This is a genomic window from Pseudoxanthomonas suwonensis 11-1 (genome assembly GCF_000185965.1).
Taxonomy (GTDB): domain Bacteria; phylum Pseudomonadota; class Gammaproteobacteria; order Xanthomonadales; family Xanthomonadaceae; genus Pseudoxanthomonas; species Pseudoxanthomonas suwonensis_A.
In genome coordinates, this window is record NC_014924.1 from 1484002 (window position 1) to 1497646 (window position 13645).

Consider the following 13645-nt stretch of genomic DNA (forward strand, 5'->3'; position numbering starts at 1 on the left):
CGGCTCAGCTGCGGATCACCAGCAGCCGCACCTCGCTCATGTCCTCGATGGCGTACTTCACGCCCTCGCGTCCGAAGCCGGAATCCTTGACCCCGCCGTAGGGCATGTTGTCCATGCGGAAGCTGGGCACGTCGCCGACCACCACGCCGCCGACCTCGAGCCTGTCCCAGGCGCGCATGGCATGGGACAGGCTGTCGGTGAACACGCCGGCCTGCAGGCCGAAGTCCGAATCGTTGATGGTGGCGAGCGCCGCGTCGAAATCCTCGAAGCGCTCCATGAGCGCAACGGGGCCGAACGCCTCCTGGCGCTGCAGCTCGCAGTCGCGCGGCACGTCCTCGAGCAGGGTGGCCTCGAGCATGTTGGCCTTGCGGCTGCCGCCGGCGAGCACCTTGGCACCGGCCTTGCGCGCGGATCCGATCCAGCCTTCCAGCCGGCGCGCGGCGTCCTCGTCGATCATCGGGCCGATGAAGGTCTTCTCGTCCTTCGGATCCCCGGCGACGAAGCCGGAGATCTTCGCCACCAGCTTCTCCTTGAGGGCGTCGTAGACGTCGGCATGGGCCAGGATCCGCTGCACGCTGATGCAGCTCTGCCCGGACTGGTAGTAGGTGCCGAAGGCCAGGCGCTCGACCACGTGGTCCAGGCGCCCGCCCTGGTCGGCATCGACGATGCACGCGGCATTGCCGCCCAGCTCAAGGGTGACCTTCTTGCGCCCGGCGCGGGCCTTGAAGTCCCAACCGATCAGCCCGCCGGTGAAGGACAGCAGCTTGATCCGGTCGTCCTCGACCAGCGGGCTGGCCACGTCGTTGTCGCAGGCGAACACCGAGAACGCGCCCTTCGGCAGGTCGGTCTCGGCCAGGACCTCGGCGATGATCAACGCGCCGACCGGGGTCTTGCCGGCCGGCTTGAGCACGAACGGGCAGCCGGCGGCGATCGCCGGGGCGACCTTGTGGGCGACCAGGTTGAGCGGGAAGTTGAACGGGGTGATGAAGCTGCAGGGGCCGATCGGCACGCGCTTCCAGATGCCACGGTAGCCGCGGCCACGCTCGGAGATCTCCAGGTCGACGGTCTGGCCCTCGATCCGGGTGGCCTCCTCGGCGGCGATGCGGAAGGTGTCGATCAGCCGGGTGACCTCGCCGCGGGCGTCCTTGATCGGCTTGCCGGCCTCGATGCACAGGGCCTCGGCCAGTTCCCCGGCGCGCTCGCGGAAGCGGGCGATGCAGTGCTCGAGGATGGCCTGGCGGCGGTAGGCGCGCAGGGCGGCCATCGCCGGGGCGGCCTCGGCCGCGGCGGCGATTGCCCGCTCGACCGTGGCCGCGTCGGCCATGGCCACCCGGGTCGCGACCTCGCCGCTGTACTTGTCGCGGACTTCCAGGTCGGCATTGGGGGATTCGGCGACGTTGGCGACGTAGAGCGGGTAGGTCGGCTTGAGCATGGGGCTGTCCTGGGCAAGGCGGGCAGGTGGCCGGAGTATGCCGCGGCCGGCGGGAAGGGCGCGTGGGCGGCCCTGCCGGGACGCCGGTTCGGCGCTGTTAGGCCACGTCCGGCCCCGGGCGTCTAGAATGCGCACATGCAGCACGATGCCGTCACCCAGCCCACGCCGCCCGCCTCCATCGGACCCTGGCCGCGCCGTCCCACCCGCCAGGTCGACATCGGCGGGGTGGCCGTCGGCGGCGGTGCCCCGGTGGTGGTCCAGTCCATGACCAATACCGACACCGCCGACGTGGCCGGGTCGGTCAAGCAGGTGGCCGAACTGTGGCGCGCCGGTTCGGAGCTGGTGCGGCTGACCGTCAATACGCCGGAAGCGGCCGCGGCGATCCCGCGGATCCGCGAGAAGCTGCTGATGATGGGCATCGACGTGCCCCTGATCGGCGACTTCCACTACAACGGCCACCAGCTGCTGGCAGGCGAGCCGGCCTGCGCCGAGGCCCTGGCCAAGTACCGGATCAACCCGGGCAACGTCGGCTTCGGCAAGAAGAAGGACACCCAGTTCGCCTCGATCATCGAGAAGGCGATCGAGTACGGCAAGCCGGTGCGCATTGGCGCGAACTGGGGCTCGCTGGACCAGGCCCTGGCCGCGCGCCTGATGGACGAGAACAGCCAGCGCGCCGAGCCCTGGGATGCCGGGCGCGTGCTGCGCGAGGCGCTGATCCGCTCGGCGCTGGATTCGGCCGACCGCGCGGTGGAGCTGGGCCTGCCCGCCGGGCGCATCGTGCTCAGCTGCAAGGTCAGTGGCGTGCAGGAGCTGATCGCGGTGTACCGCGACCTGGCCTCGCGCAGCGACTACGCCCTGCACCTGGGCCTGACCGAGGCCGGCATCGGCAGCAAGGGCATCGTCGCCTCCAGCGCGGCGCTGGCGGTGCTGCTGCAGGAGGGCATCGGCGACACCATCCGCATCTCGCTGACCCCGGAACCGGGCCAGCCGCGCACCGCCGAGGTGGTGGTCGCGCAGGAGCTGCTGCAGACCACCGGCCAGCGCGCCTTCACCCCGATGGTCACCGCCTGCCCGGGCTGCGGCCGCACCACCAGCACCTTCTTCCAGGAACTGGCCAAGACGGTGCAGGAGCACGTGCGGGCGAAGATGCCGGAATGGCGCATCTCGCACCCGGGTGCCGAGAACCTGTCGTTGGCGGTGATGGGCTGCGTGGTCAATGGCCCCGGCGAGTCGCGCCACGCCGATATCGGCATCTCCCTGCCGGGCACCGGCGAGGCGCCGTCGGCGCCGGTGTTCGTCGATGGCGAGAAGAAGGTCACGCTCAAGGGCGAGAACATCGCCGCCGAGTTCGTGGCCCTGATCGACGAGTACGTCGAGACCCGTTATGCCCGCAAGGCCGGCTGAGCCGGCCACGGACGATCCGACGGCGCCGGCGTTGCCGCGCCGCAGGCTGGGCCTGCTGCTGTTGCTGTTCCTCGGCGTGCTGGCACCGCTGTGGCTGTTCGCCGAGCTGGCCGACGAGATCCATGAGTTCGAGCAGATGGTGGAGCTGGACGAGGCCGTGCTGCACTGGTTCAACGGCCTGGCAGGGCCGCGCCTGGACGCGTTCTTCGTCGCCGCCAGCCATGCCGGCTACGAGTACGGCGTGATCCCGGCGGACGTGCTGCTGTCGCTGGTGCTGCTGCTGAAGAAGAAATGGCGCGAGGCGATCTTCGCCAGCGTGTCCTTCGTCGGCTCGGCCCTGCTCAACATGGCGGCCAAGCACGGCTTCCGGCGCGAGCGTCCCTCGCTGTGGGAATCGATCGCCCCGGAGACCACCTTCAGCTTCCCCAGCGGCCACGCCATGGGTTCGATGACCCTGGCGATGGTCGCCGTGCTGCTGGCCTGGCGTACCCGCTGGCGCTGGCCGGTGCTTTCGGCCGCGCTGGTGTTCGTGCTGCTGGTGGGTCTGTCGCGCCTGTACCTGGGCGTGCATTACCCCTCCGACGTCATGGCCGGCTGGGCCGCGGGCCTGGCCTGGGTCGCGGGCACCTACCTGGTGCTGTTCCGCGCGCGCCGGCCGTGGCGCAGGCGCCTGCGCTGAGTCAGTCGCCGGCCGTTCCCCAGGGCGAGGGCAGGGCATCGATGTGCGCCACCAGCGCGTCGCGCAGGCGGACATGGTCGGCCGCGGAGGGGTGCCAGTGGCAGGCCTGCATGTCCAGGCCATCGACCGGCAGGAAGCTGATCCGGCGGTCGCCCTCGCCAAGCAGCTTCGTGGCGACCTGGCGCGCGTGGTCGCGGATCTCGCCGTCGACCGCATCGGTGGCCCACAGCACGAAGTGCGCACCGGGCCAGCGTGCGCGCAGCTGGCGCACGAAGCGCGTGTAGCCGTGCACGTAGTCCGCGCGCAGGGCGGCGCGGTCGGCCCAGGGCTCGCCCTCGTTCAACGCGGTGGAGAAATCGTTGGTCCCCAGGGCCACCACCACCACCTGTGGCTGCCACGAGGTGTCGCTGTCGACGTGTTCGTGCGACAGCAGCAGGTACGGCCAGGCGGTGGGCACGGTGTCGCCATCGTGGCCGCTGTAGTTGCGCACGATGCCGCGGCCGGAGATCGCGTTGATCCGGTAGTCGGCGTTGTAATGCTTCGCCACCTGCGGGCCGAACGCGGCGCTGGTGTCCGTGGTCATGTCGACCTCCTCGCCACTGCACTCGCGCGTGGTGGAGACGCTGCCGTAGCCGACGGTGTGCGAGTCGCCGATGAACTCGATCCTGCGCTCCCGCCGTGGCAGCTCCGCCGGGCTGGAACCCGGCGGCAACAGGAAGCCGCCGAAGACGTGCGCGGCGGACTGGCTCTCGCTGGCGGTTTCCAGGCGCAGCGCGTGCGTGCCCGGATCCATTCCATCGATGCGGTAGCGCCCCGGCGACGGCTTGCGCAGGCTGGCCACGCGCTGGCCGTCCACTTCCACGTGCACGGTCAGCGGCGGCTCGACCAGCTCGAACCCGGCTGCGCTGCCCTCGAACGCGGTCTCGAAGTACACGCCGGGCCATTGGTGGGCGAGGCCGCGTGGATGGGCGACGGTGCGGCCGCCCGTGGCGACCGGCGCGGGCGTGGCCTGCAGCGCCGGATCGGCGGCGACCCGCACCTGCGCATGCACGGGGGCGACCAGCGCCAGCAGCAGGACGAAGGCTAAGGAATCGAAGCGGAGGCGGCGTGCCATGCATGTCCTTGCGGCTCCAGCGGGAGCGCGAGGATGGCAGCGGGGGCCTGGAAAGAACAAGGCCCGGGGGTTGCCCGGGCCTTGTCTGGAATATTGGTGGAGCCAGGGAGGATCGAACTCCCGACCTCGTCATTGCGAACGACGCGCTCTCCCAGCTGAGCTATGGCCCCACGGTCTGACGGTGACGTCAGGCCGCGCATTCTAGCGCGGGCTTCCGGCTTCGCCAAGCACCCCGTCGCGCTGGATCGCGGTGCGGCTTCAAACGGCGCTGGTGGCGCGCTTGCGGGTGCGCTTGCGTGCGGGCGTGGCCTTGGCGGCCTTGCCGGCCTTCTCCGCGGGGCGCGGCGCCGGCGCTTCGACCTGGCCGATCCAGGCGAGGGTGTCGAGGTGGGCGAGGAAATGGCGCAGGTATTGCGGCGAGAGCCCGCCCATCAGGTTCAGCGCGCGGTGCACCAGCTTGCCCGAGTTGAGCGGGCCGGCATCCTCGGGCAGGTCCTGCAGCGAGCGCCGCAGCTGGCTCTCGCTGCGTACCTGCGCCCACAACCGGCGCAGCTCGCCGAGCATGGCCATCTCCTGCACCTCGCCGGCGGAGGTGGTGCCGTGGCGCTGGCGGGCGATGCCGGCCAGCCGCGCCGTGACTTCCGCCAGCGGACCGGCGGTGGCCGACGCGGTGTTCCCCTGGGGGGAAGCCACCGCCGCATCGAGGTCCGCCGCGTAGCGTTCCAGCAGTCGCGCCAGGCGTTCCTCGATCCGTGCGCGCGCCAGGCCCTGTTGGGCCTGGGCACGCCGGGCCAGCGCCTCCAGCGCGGCGAAGCGCAGCGGCTGGGCGCGGTCGGCACCGGCCGCACGCCAGCGCGCGAGGCAGGCCTGGATCTCCTCAATCGGCATCGCTGGCTTCCTCCTTGCGCGCGGGCCGGGGGATGGGCGCGATCTCCACGCGGCGGTTGCGCGCGCGGCCCTCCTCGTCGTCGTTCGGGCTGACCGGCTGCTGCGCGCCGAACGCGGCGGCGAACACCGAATCGGCCGGCACGCCTTCCTCGATCAGGGCGCGGGTGACGGTCAGGGCGCGCTGCGCCGAGAGTTCCCAGTTGTCGGCGAAGCGGCGGTTGCCCTCGTGCACGGGACGGTCGTCGGTGAAGCCGCTGACCATCAGCACCTGTTCGCCGGCCTCCAGGTAGCGCGCCAGCGGCGCGGCCAGCGAGCGCAGCACCTGGCGGCCCTCCGGCTGCAGCTGGTCGGAGTTGAGCGCGAACAGCACGTTGCCGCGGATGCCGATGCGGCCATCGACAAGGGTCACGCGGCCGTCGGCCAGCGGCACAGCCAGCGCCTGTTCCAGCGCGTGGCGCTGTTTCGCCTCGGCCTGGCGCTGGCGCACTTCCTCGTCCAGCCGCGCCGACAGCTGCAACTGCACCCCGATCACACAGACCAGGATCAGCACGAACACGCCCAGCAGCACCGCCATCAGGTCGGCGAACGCCGCCCAGACCGGTGCGGCCAGCCCGTCCTCGTCGCCGGCCTGGTCGATCATGCCGCGCTCCGCGCCGACAGGCGCTGCAGGTCCTCGACGATCTGCTTCTGGCTGAGCATGCCGAGGTCGATCACCTCGCGGGCCTGGGCCACGTAGTAGGCCAGCTGCTCGTCGCTACGGCTGGCGGCCTTCTCCAGCGCCGCCTCGATCTGCTGCATGCGCTCCACCAGCAGGGCGTTGCCCTGGGCGAAGGCCTCGACCGCGGCGCCGAAGGCCTCGGCCAGGCTGGCGACCTCGGCGGCGCCGGCGGCCACCTGGGCGCCGGCTTCCTGCAGCTGCTCGCCGCGGCTGTGGACCTGCTCCTCGAAGCGGGCGCCGGTGCGCTCGAGCAGGGCAGCGGTGGATTCAACCAGCGACTCCAGCGCGGCGCGCTGCTCACCGGAGGCACGGTTCACGCCTTCCAGCAGCTGGCCGAACATGGCCATGTGCTGGCTGCGCTCCTCCAGCAGGGCGGTGTCGCGGGCCAGGCTCTCGGAGAGCTGGCGGCGCACCTCGGTGATGACCTCGGCCGCGGCCTGCGGCGCCTCGGCGGCGGTGCGGGCCAGCTGCGAGATCTCGGCGATGGTCGCCTCGGCCTGGGCCTGGGTACGTTCGCTGATCTGCGCCGCGGTGCTGGCGAGGGTGTCGCACACCGCCTGCTGGCGCGCGGCGGCCTCGTCGCCGGCCTGCTGCCACTGCTCGCGCAGGGCGGTGCCGGCGGTTTCCAGGGTGGCGCTCCAGCGGGCCAGGCGCTCATCCTCCTGGCTGGCGAAGGCCGCCTGCAGCTGGGCATGGGCCTGTTCCAGCGAGGCCAGCAGGGCGGCGGACTGGCGCTCGATCGCGCTGGCGGCCTCGGCCAGGGCCTGGCGCTGCTGCGCGGCGGCTTCGTGGTTGGCTTCCTCCTGGCGCGACAGCACCTGCTCCCAGCCGGCGGCCAGGCTGCTGCCGGCCTGCCCGAGCTGGGCGCCGATGCGCTCGACCAGGGTTTCGGCATGGGTGCCCATGGTCGCGGCCAGCTGTTCCTGGCCGCCGCGCAGGTCCTGCAGCAGGGCGTCGCCGGCCTCGCGCTGGGCCTGCAGGGCGACGCTCCACTGGCCGGCGATCTCCGTGCCGAGGGCGCGCAGGGCCTCGCCGCTGCCCTCGAGGTGGCGCTGGACCGCGCCGGTGACGCTGTCGCGGGTGGACTCGGCATGGCTGGCGATCGCCGCCAGGGTCGATTCCAGCACCGGCTGCACCGCGGCGCGGGCCTCGCGCGCGCTGCTGGCGACGCTGTCGGACAGGGTGGCCTGCACGGCACCGGCCAGCTCGCGGAAGGTGGCCTCGGTGCGGGCGTGGAAGGCTTCCTGCTGCGCGAGCTGGCGCTCGGCGCCGGCGGCGTCGCGCTGCTCCAGCGCCGTCGCCATCTGCTCCAGGCGCTCGACCAGGGCAGGCAGCAAGCCGGCCTGGGCCTGCAGCAGCTGCACGGTCTGCTCGCGCTGGTACGCCTGCGACCAGGGGCGCAGGGTGGTGGCGGTTCGGGCATCCAGCTGCTGCGCGGCGCGGGCGCGGGCGCGACGGCTGAGGGCCGAAAGCAGGCCCAGCGCGGCCGAGGCGGCCACGCCGGCGATCGAGGTGCCGAAGGCGAAGCCCAGGCCGCGTACCGGCGCGGCCAGCGCGTCGCGGATCGCGTCCAGTTCGGCCGTGCCTTCCAGGGCCACGCCGGTGCCGCGCAGGGTGGTCATCATGCCCAGCAGGGTGCCGAGCATGCCCAGCAGCACCAGCAGGCCGACCAGGTACGGCACCAGGGCCGGGCCCGGCAGCGGCAGGCGGCCACCCTCGATGCGGATCCGCACCGGCTCGCGCAGGCCCGGATCCAGCTGCGCCAGCCAGCCTTCGAGGCTGGACGGCGTCGCCTCCAGCCCGGACAGCGCGCGCTCCAGGCCCAGGGTGGCCTGGCGGTAGCGGTACAGCTCCAGCACGCCGACCAGGTAGAAGGCCAGCACCAGCAGGGTGAACAGCAGGGCAAGCGGGTGCCCGGCGGCGTAGCCGGCGCCGATCCAGAGCACGGCGGCCAGGCCGGCGAGGAAGGTGGCCAGTTCAGGAAGGATTCGTTGCATGGGGTCCAGTCGGGGCGGGGCCGAGGGCGGCAAGCAGGCCTTCGGCGGGTTGCAGGCGGATGTCCAGTTCGGCGAGCAGCAGCTCGCGCATGTCATGGCGGAAGCTGTCCAGCCAGGCCGGGGCCGCGGCGGAGGCCGATGCCTCCTGGTTCTCTGGCGACAGTTCGCGGAAACGGTGTTCCAGCACCGGGGTGGCGCGGGCCAGCAGGCTGCGGGTAGGACGGGCCAGGGACTGCTCCATCACCGCGTCCACCGCCGCCAGCCGCGCAAGCGCGGGCGAGCGCGCGGCCAGGTGCTGGCGCAGGGACTCGCGCAGGCGGCCGGTGCCGCTCTCCAGCAGGTGCTGCAGGGCCATGTGCCGCTGCTGGAAATAGGTCCACTCGAATGGCGGGCGCGGACCGTCCGGCGGCGCGGCGAAGGCGCGGTCGCGGGCGATGGACTGGGCCAGCGAGGCACGGGCCTGGGCCAGCTCGGCCGCCGCGTCGCCGGTTTCGCCGGCCACGGTCCCGGTGGCGTCCCCGGCAGGCGCATCCAGTACCCGCGCCAGTGCCACCGCCTGCTTCCATTCCAGCCAGTGGCTGAGCAGCTGCGACAACGGGTGGCTCGGGGCGTCCACGCCCGTACCCGCCAGCTGGGCGAGCTGGCGGACGAAACGGGGGCCGCTGGGCGTGGTGCGGGACGGGGACTGCATCGGGCGGAAGGTGTTCTCTCGACCGGGCGGGGCCGCGACCTGCCGCTGGACCGGCGCGACGCCGGAACGGGGGCGGGCGGGGGTTCCTGCGGTGAGCGACTCCGGCGACGGACCTGGGGCCGGGCTGCGGCCAATGGCTCCAGCGCGGGCCGGCAGGCGGCCCGGTTACGGGCGGGGCCGGGGCGTGGCCCGCCCGGAAAGGCCCGCGATTCTAGCCCGCGGCGCCAGTGCGGGCCAGCAAGGGCTGCAGCACCGGCTCCAGCTCGCGCTGGCGCCAGCCATGCAGCGGCTGCGGCCAGTCGCCGCTTTCCAGCAGGGCTTCCAGGTGCTTGCGCGAGGCCAGCACGCCATCCGGCAGGCCCAGCGCGGCGCTGTGGCGGGCAACCGCGTCCTGCAGCTTGCGCACGGCGTTGCGGTCGGGTTCGGCGGCGATCGCGGGCATTTCCGCTTCGTCGCCGAGGGGGGTGGTCAGGGCCTGCCACAGGGCCTTGCCCAGCTTGCGCGGGGCCTTGGGGGTGGAATCCAGGCGGGCCTGCAGGTCGGTGCCATCGGCCGGCGGGTTGCGGGCCAGGTCCAGGGCCAGGTCGTTGTCCAGGATCCAGCTGCGCGGATTGTCCTGGGCGCGGGCCTGCTGCTCGCGCCAGCGCAGCAGGCGCAGCAGGCGGCGCTGGCCGGCGGCGTCGAGGAACTGGCCGGCGCGCATGGCCAGGTGCGGCCAGCGCTCGGGTTCGTCGTGGGAGGCCTGCTCCACGGTGCGGGCCATGTCCTCGTCCAGCCATGCCTCGCGGCCGAGCTCGCGCAGGCGGGCGAGGGTGGCCTGGTAGACCGCATCGAGATGGCGCACGTCGTCGGCGGCGTATTCCAGCTGGGCCGGGCTCAGCGGGCGGCGCATCCAGTCCGAGCGGGTCTCGCCCTTGGCCAAGGTGGTGCCGGTGACCTGGGCGACCAGGCGCTGGTAGCCCATGCCGGCGCCGAAACCGGCAAGGGCGGCGGCGACCTGGGTGTCGTACATCGGCCGCGGCACGGTGCCGCAGGCGCAGCGGAAGGTCACCAGGTCCTCGCTGGCGCTGTGCATCACCTTGAGCACATGCGGGGCATCCAGCCAGGCGGCGATGGCCTCGGGCATGCCCGGGACCAGGGCGTCGACCAGCAGCACGTCACCGCCCACGGCCATCTGCACCAGGGCCAGGCGCGGCCAGAAGGTGCGTTCGCGGATGAACTCGGTATCCAGGCCGATGCGGGAGGGGGCGGACTGCAGGCGGCGCAGCAGTTCGGCGGGCTGGTCGATCCAGAGGACTTCTGACACGTGGGGGATCCGGTCTTGCGTTGGTCTTGCGCGTATTGGCTGGGATAGCCTAACGGCAAACCCGCCCATGGGCGGCATGGTTTCTTCAAGGGAGGCGTCTTGCGCGCGAGTGGCCGGGCATTGCTGTGGACGGGAGTGCTGGTGGGCCTGGTGGCCTGCGGCGGTCCGCAGCCGCCGGAGCCCGGCGACGCGGCGGCCGCGGACGGGGCGCCGGCGTCGAAGCTGGATATCTCCCTGCCCAGCGTGACCGTCAGCGGCGACGAGAGCGCCCAGGTGGTCGAGGCCTGGACCCCGCCCGAGGTCCCGATCGACGACGACACCGATCGCGCCGCCCTGCGCCGCCAGGCCGAGGCCGCGCTGCGCCGGGGCGACCTGTACGAGGACGCGGAGGCCGCCGCGCCGATCTACCTGGCCCTGGTGCGCAGCGATGGCGACGACCGCCTGGCCCGCGACGGCCTGCGCCGTACCACCGCGGCGGTGCTGGCCGCGGCCGACCGCGCACTGGACGCGGCCGCGATCGACCCGCAGTCCGGCGCCCTGGCCCAGGCCGTGGCCCTGGCCGCGGTGGCGCGCGCGCTGGCGACCGACGATGCCAAGGTGCGCGAGCTGCAGGCGCGGGTGGAACTGGCGCGGCGGGCCGCGGCCCTGGTCCATGCCGGCCGCGAGGACCTGCGCGCCGGAGTGCTGGATGGCAGCGGAGCGCTGGGCTGGTTCCAGGAGGCGCTGGCGCTGTCGCCGGGCCACCGCGACGCGCGCCAGGGCCTGGCGGCGGTCGAGAGCGCCCTGATCGACCGCGCCCAGTCCGCCGCCGACGCGGTGGAGTTCGATGCCGCCGGGCGCTGGCTGGACCAGGCCGCCAGCGTGCGCGGCGACGGGGCAGGCGCGGTCGCCGATGCGCGGGCGCGGATCGAGGCCCAGCGCGCGCGCAACATCGCCGGCCTGCGCGATGCCGCGCTGCGCGACCTGCTGCGCCCCAACGGCCTGCGCGACGCCCGCGTGCGCCTGGCCGAGGTGCTGCGCATCGCCCACCCGGGCGATCCGGTGGCGGCCAACCTGCGCGAGCGCATCGACCTGGTGACCTACTACGGCCCGTTCCGTCCCGGCCAGGTGTTCACCGACGCCCTGGCAGACGGCAGCCGCGGCCCGCAGATGGTGGTGGTGCCGCACGGCGGCTTCCGCATGGGCGCGGAAGAGACCGATCCGCTGGCTTCGGACGCCGAGAAGCCGGCCCACTACGTGCGCTTCAACCGCGGCTTCGCCATGTCCCTGACCGAGGTGACGGTGGCCGAGTTCGGCCGCTTCGTGGCCTCCGCCGGCGCCCGCCCGCGCGCCACCCGGCGCGGCAACTCGCTGGTCTACGACGAGCGCAGCGGCAACTTCGTGCGCCGCAGCGGGGTGGACTGGCGTTCCGGCTACGACGGCCGCCCGGCCGGGCCTGGCGATCCGGTGCTGCACGTCAGCGTGCGCGACGCCGAGGCCTACGCGGCCTGGCTTTCGGAGCAGACCGGGCGCCACTACCGGCTGCCCAGCGAGGCCGAGTTCGAGTACGCCATGCGTGCCGGCAACCCGGGCCGCTATCCCTGGGGCGACGCCGGCGTGCCGCCGCCGGACAGCGGCAACTTCACCGGCGGTAACGACATGTCGCCCAGCGGCCGGACCTGGAACAACGCCTTCGTCGGCTATGGCGACGGCTACTGGGGCGTGGCCCCGGCCGGACGCTTCAAGCCCAATGCATGGGGCCTTCACGACATGGCCGGCAATGTCGCCGAATGGGTTGCCGACTGCTGGCACGCGAGCTACAAACGCGCCCCGGCCGACGGTGCCGCCTGGTTCAACCCCGGGTGCCGCGCGCGCGTGGTGCGCGGCGGTTCCTGGGCAGGCTCGCCGGCCCAGACCCGGGCGGCGTTCCGCCTGCGGGTGGATTCGGACGTGACCAGCGCGCGCATCGGCTTCCGCGTGGTGCGTGGTATCTGACTAGGGAGAGGGACAGGCGATGCGCATGGATCCACAACGCGGGCAGACGACCCGCAGGCGTGGCGGTGGCTTCGGTGGCGGGTTGCGGATACTGGTGGTGCTTGGCTTCCTGGTCTACGGAGGCTGCTACTACCTGTCCAACCGCACCCAGGACCCCTACACCGGCGAGACGGTGCTGATCGACAGCAACCTCGGCCCCGAGCAGGAACGCGCGCTGGGCCTGCAGGCCTACGAGGAGATCCTCGGCCAGGAGCCGCCGCTGCCACGCTCGGATCCGGCGGCGCAGCAGGTCACGCGCATCGCGCAGCGGCTGATCGACAAGGTCGACGAGGTCACTGCGGAGCTGGCGGCCGGGCACGGCCTGGAAGCGCCCACCCACTGGCAGCAGTTCGACTGGGACGTCAACGTGATCCAGTCCGACCAGGCCAATGCCTTCTGCCTGCCGGGCGGGAAGATGGCGGTCTACACCGGCCTGTTCCCGGTGGCCCAGAGCGAGGACGCGCTGGCAGTGGTGATGGGCCACGAGATCGCCCATGCGCTGTTGCGCCATGGCGCCCAGCGCATGAGCCAGCAGAAGCTGACCCAGATCGGGCAGATGGCCGGTGCCGCCGGCGGCCTGGATCCGCAACAGCAGCAGATGGTGATGGCGGCGATGGGCTACGGCTACCTGCTGCCCTACGCGCGCAGCCACGAAACCCAGGCCGACGAGGTCGGGCTGATGCTGGCGGCGGCGGCCTGCTACGACCCCAACGAGGCGATCGGGCTGTGGGAGCGGATGTCCGCCAGCGGCGGCGAGGCGCCGCCGGAGTTCGCCTCCACCCATCCCAATCCGGGCACGCGCATCCAGACCCTGCAGGCACTGATGCCCAGGGCGATGGAGTACCGGGAGAAGTTCTGCCGGCAGTGATGCCGGCAGTCGTTGCACTCAGCGGCGCGGCTTGCCGGGCGGCGGAGTCGTGGTGTCGGGGCGGCCGGTCGGGCGGCCCAGGCTGCCGGCCAGCCCACGCTGGAATTCCTGCCACAGCTCGAGGTTGCGCTCGGTCAGCTGGTTCATGGCCGTCCATGGGGTCTGGCCCAGCAGGTTCCCCATCTGCTGGCGGAAGGTCTGCTGCTGCTCGAGGAACAGCTGCATGCTGCGCTCGAGGTAGTTGCCCATGAAGCCCTGCAGCGAGTCGCCGTAGAAACGGATGATCTGGCTCAGCAGCTGGGTGGAGAGCATCGGCTCGCCGTCCTGTTCCTGCTCGGCGATGATCTGCAGCAGGACCGAACGGGTCAGGTCCTCGCCGCTCTTGGCGTCACGGACCTCGAAGGACTCCCCGTCGAGGATGAGCTGGCGCACGTCCTCGATGGTGATGTAGCTGGAAATCTCGGTGTCGTACAGCCGGCGGTTCGGGTACTTCTTGATGATGCGGGTGGCAGCCATCTAGAGCGCTCACTCGGGG

12 protein-coding genes and 1 tRNA gene are annotated in these 13645 nt (G+C 72.5%); 4 read left to right on the forward strand and 9 right to left on the reverse strand.

Features of this window, described 5'->3' with window-relative positions; all coding sequences use genetic code 11:
* Positions 1-4: 4 nt before the first annotated feature.
* On the reverse strand, positions 5-1432 hold the full coding sequence (locus PSESU_RS06790; protein WP_013535020.1) for an aldehyde dehydrogenase family protein: 1428 nt from the start codon (positions 1430-1432) through the stop codon (positions 5-7).
* Between the two features lie 135 nt (positions 1433-1567).
* Between PSESU_RS06790 and ispG the strand changes: the two genes are divergently transcribed.
* Together ispG and PSESU_RS06800 are read left to right on the forward strand one after the other, a co-directional pair.
* Positions 1568-2836, forward strand: coding sequence for a flavodoxin-dependent (E)-4-hydroxy-3-methylbut-2-enyl-diphosphate synthase (gene ispG, locus PSESU_RS06795; RefSeq protein ID WP_013535021.1), 1269 nt, complete (start codon positions 1568-1570; stop codon positions 2834-2836).
* Positions 2817-3515, forward strand: a complete 699-nt coding sequence (locus PSESU_RS06800) for a phosphatase PAP2 family protein (RefSeq protein WP_013535022.1) — start codon at positions 2817-2819, stop codon at positions 3513-3515. The genes ispG and PSESU_RS06800 overlap by 20 nt, the downstream gene beginning before the upstream one ends.
* 1 nt (position 3516) lies before the next feature.
* Here the strand turns inward: PSESU_RS06800 and PSESU_RS06805 are convergent, their stop codons facing one another.
* The 7 genes from PSESU_RS06805 to rnd all read right to left on the reverse strand — a co-directional run bounded on the left by PSESU_RS06805 (position 3517) and on the right by rnd (position 10229).
* Positions 3517-4629, reverse strand: coding sequence for an SGNH/GDSL hydrolase family protein (locus tag PSESU_RS06805; RefSeq protein WP_013535023.1), 1113 nt, complete (start codon positions 4627-4629; stop codon positions 3517-3519).
* 94 nt (positions 4630-4723) lie between these two features.
* Positions 4724-4799, reverse strand: a tRNA-Ala gene (locus PSESU_RS06810).
* An 88-nt stretch (positions 4800-4887) separates the two neighbouring features.
* A complete protein-coding gene (locus PSESU_RS06815; RefSeq protein ID WP_013535024.1) occupies positions 4888-5517 on the reverse strand; it encodes a DUF2894 domain-containing protein in 630 nt (209 codons plus the stop codon).
* Positions 5507-6157, reverse strand: a complete 651-nt coding sequence (locus tag PSESU_RS06820; RefSeq protein WP_013535025.1) for an OmpA family protein — start codon at positions 6155-6157, stop codon at positions 5507-5509. Before PSESU_RS06820 ends, PSESU_RS06815 begins: the two co-directional genes overlap by 11 nt.
* On the reverse strand, positions 6154-8232 hold the full coding sequence (locus tag PSESU_RS06825) for a DUF802 domain-containing protein (RefSeq protein ID WP_013535026.1): 2079 nt from the start codon (positions 8230-8232) through the stop codon (positions 6154-6156). Before PSESU_RS06825 ends, PSESU_RS06820 begins: the two co-directional genes overlap by 4 nt.
* Positions 8213-8923, reverse strand: coding sequence for a DUF3348 domain-containing protein (locus PSESU_RS06830; RefSeq protein ID WP_013535027.1), 711 nt, complete (start codon positions 8921-8923; stop codon positions 8213-8215). The genes PSESU_RS06825 and PSESU_RS06830 overlap by 20 nt, the downstream gene beginning before the upstream one ends.
* Before the next feature lie 211 nt (positions 8924-9134).
* Positions 9135-10229: a ribonuclease D gene (rnd, locus tag PSESU_RS06835; protein WP_013535028.1), complete on the reverse strand. Its 1095-nt coding sequence runs from the start codon at positions 10227-10229 to the stop codon at positions 9135-9137.
* A 99-nt stretch (positions 10230-10328) separates the two neighbouring features.
* Here rnd and PSESU_RS06840 point away from each other — a divergent pair, with 99 nt between their 5' ends.
* Together PSESU_RS06840 and PSESU_RS06845 are read left to right on the forward strand one after the other, a co-directional pair.
* The gene (locus PSESU_RS06840) at positions 10329-12203 is read left to right on the forward strand and encodes a formylglycine-generating enzyme family protein (RefSeq protein ID WP_013535029.1); all 1875 of its coding nucleotides are present in this window, start codon (positions 10329-10331) and stop codon (positions 12201-12203) included.
* A gap of 19 nt (positions 12204-12222) precedes the next feature.
* Positions 12223-13110, forward strand: a complete 888-nt coding sequence (locus PSESU_RS06845; RefSeq protein WP_013535030.1) for a M48 family metallopeptidase — start codon at positions 12223-12225, stop codon at positions 13108-13110.
* Positions 13111-13128: 18 nt separating this feature from the next.
* On the opposite strand, the gene phaR is transcribed toward PSESU_RS06845, so the two are convergent.
* Positions 13129-13626, reverse strand: a complete 498-nt coding sequence (gene phaR / locus PSESU_RS06850) for a polyhydroxyalkanoate synthesis repressor PhaR (protein WP_013535031.1) — start codon at positions 13624-13626, stop codon at positions 13129-13131.
* Positions 13627-13645 lie beyond the last annotated feature (19 nt).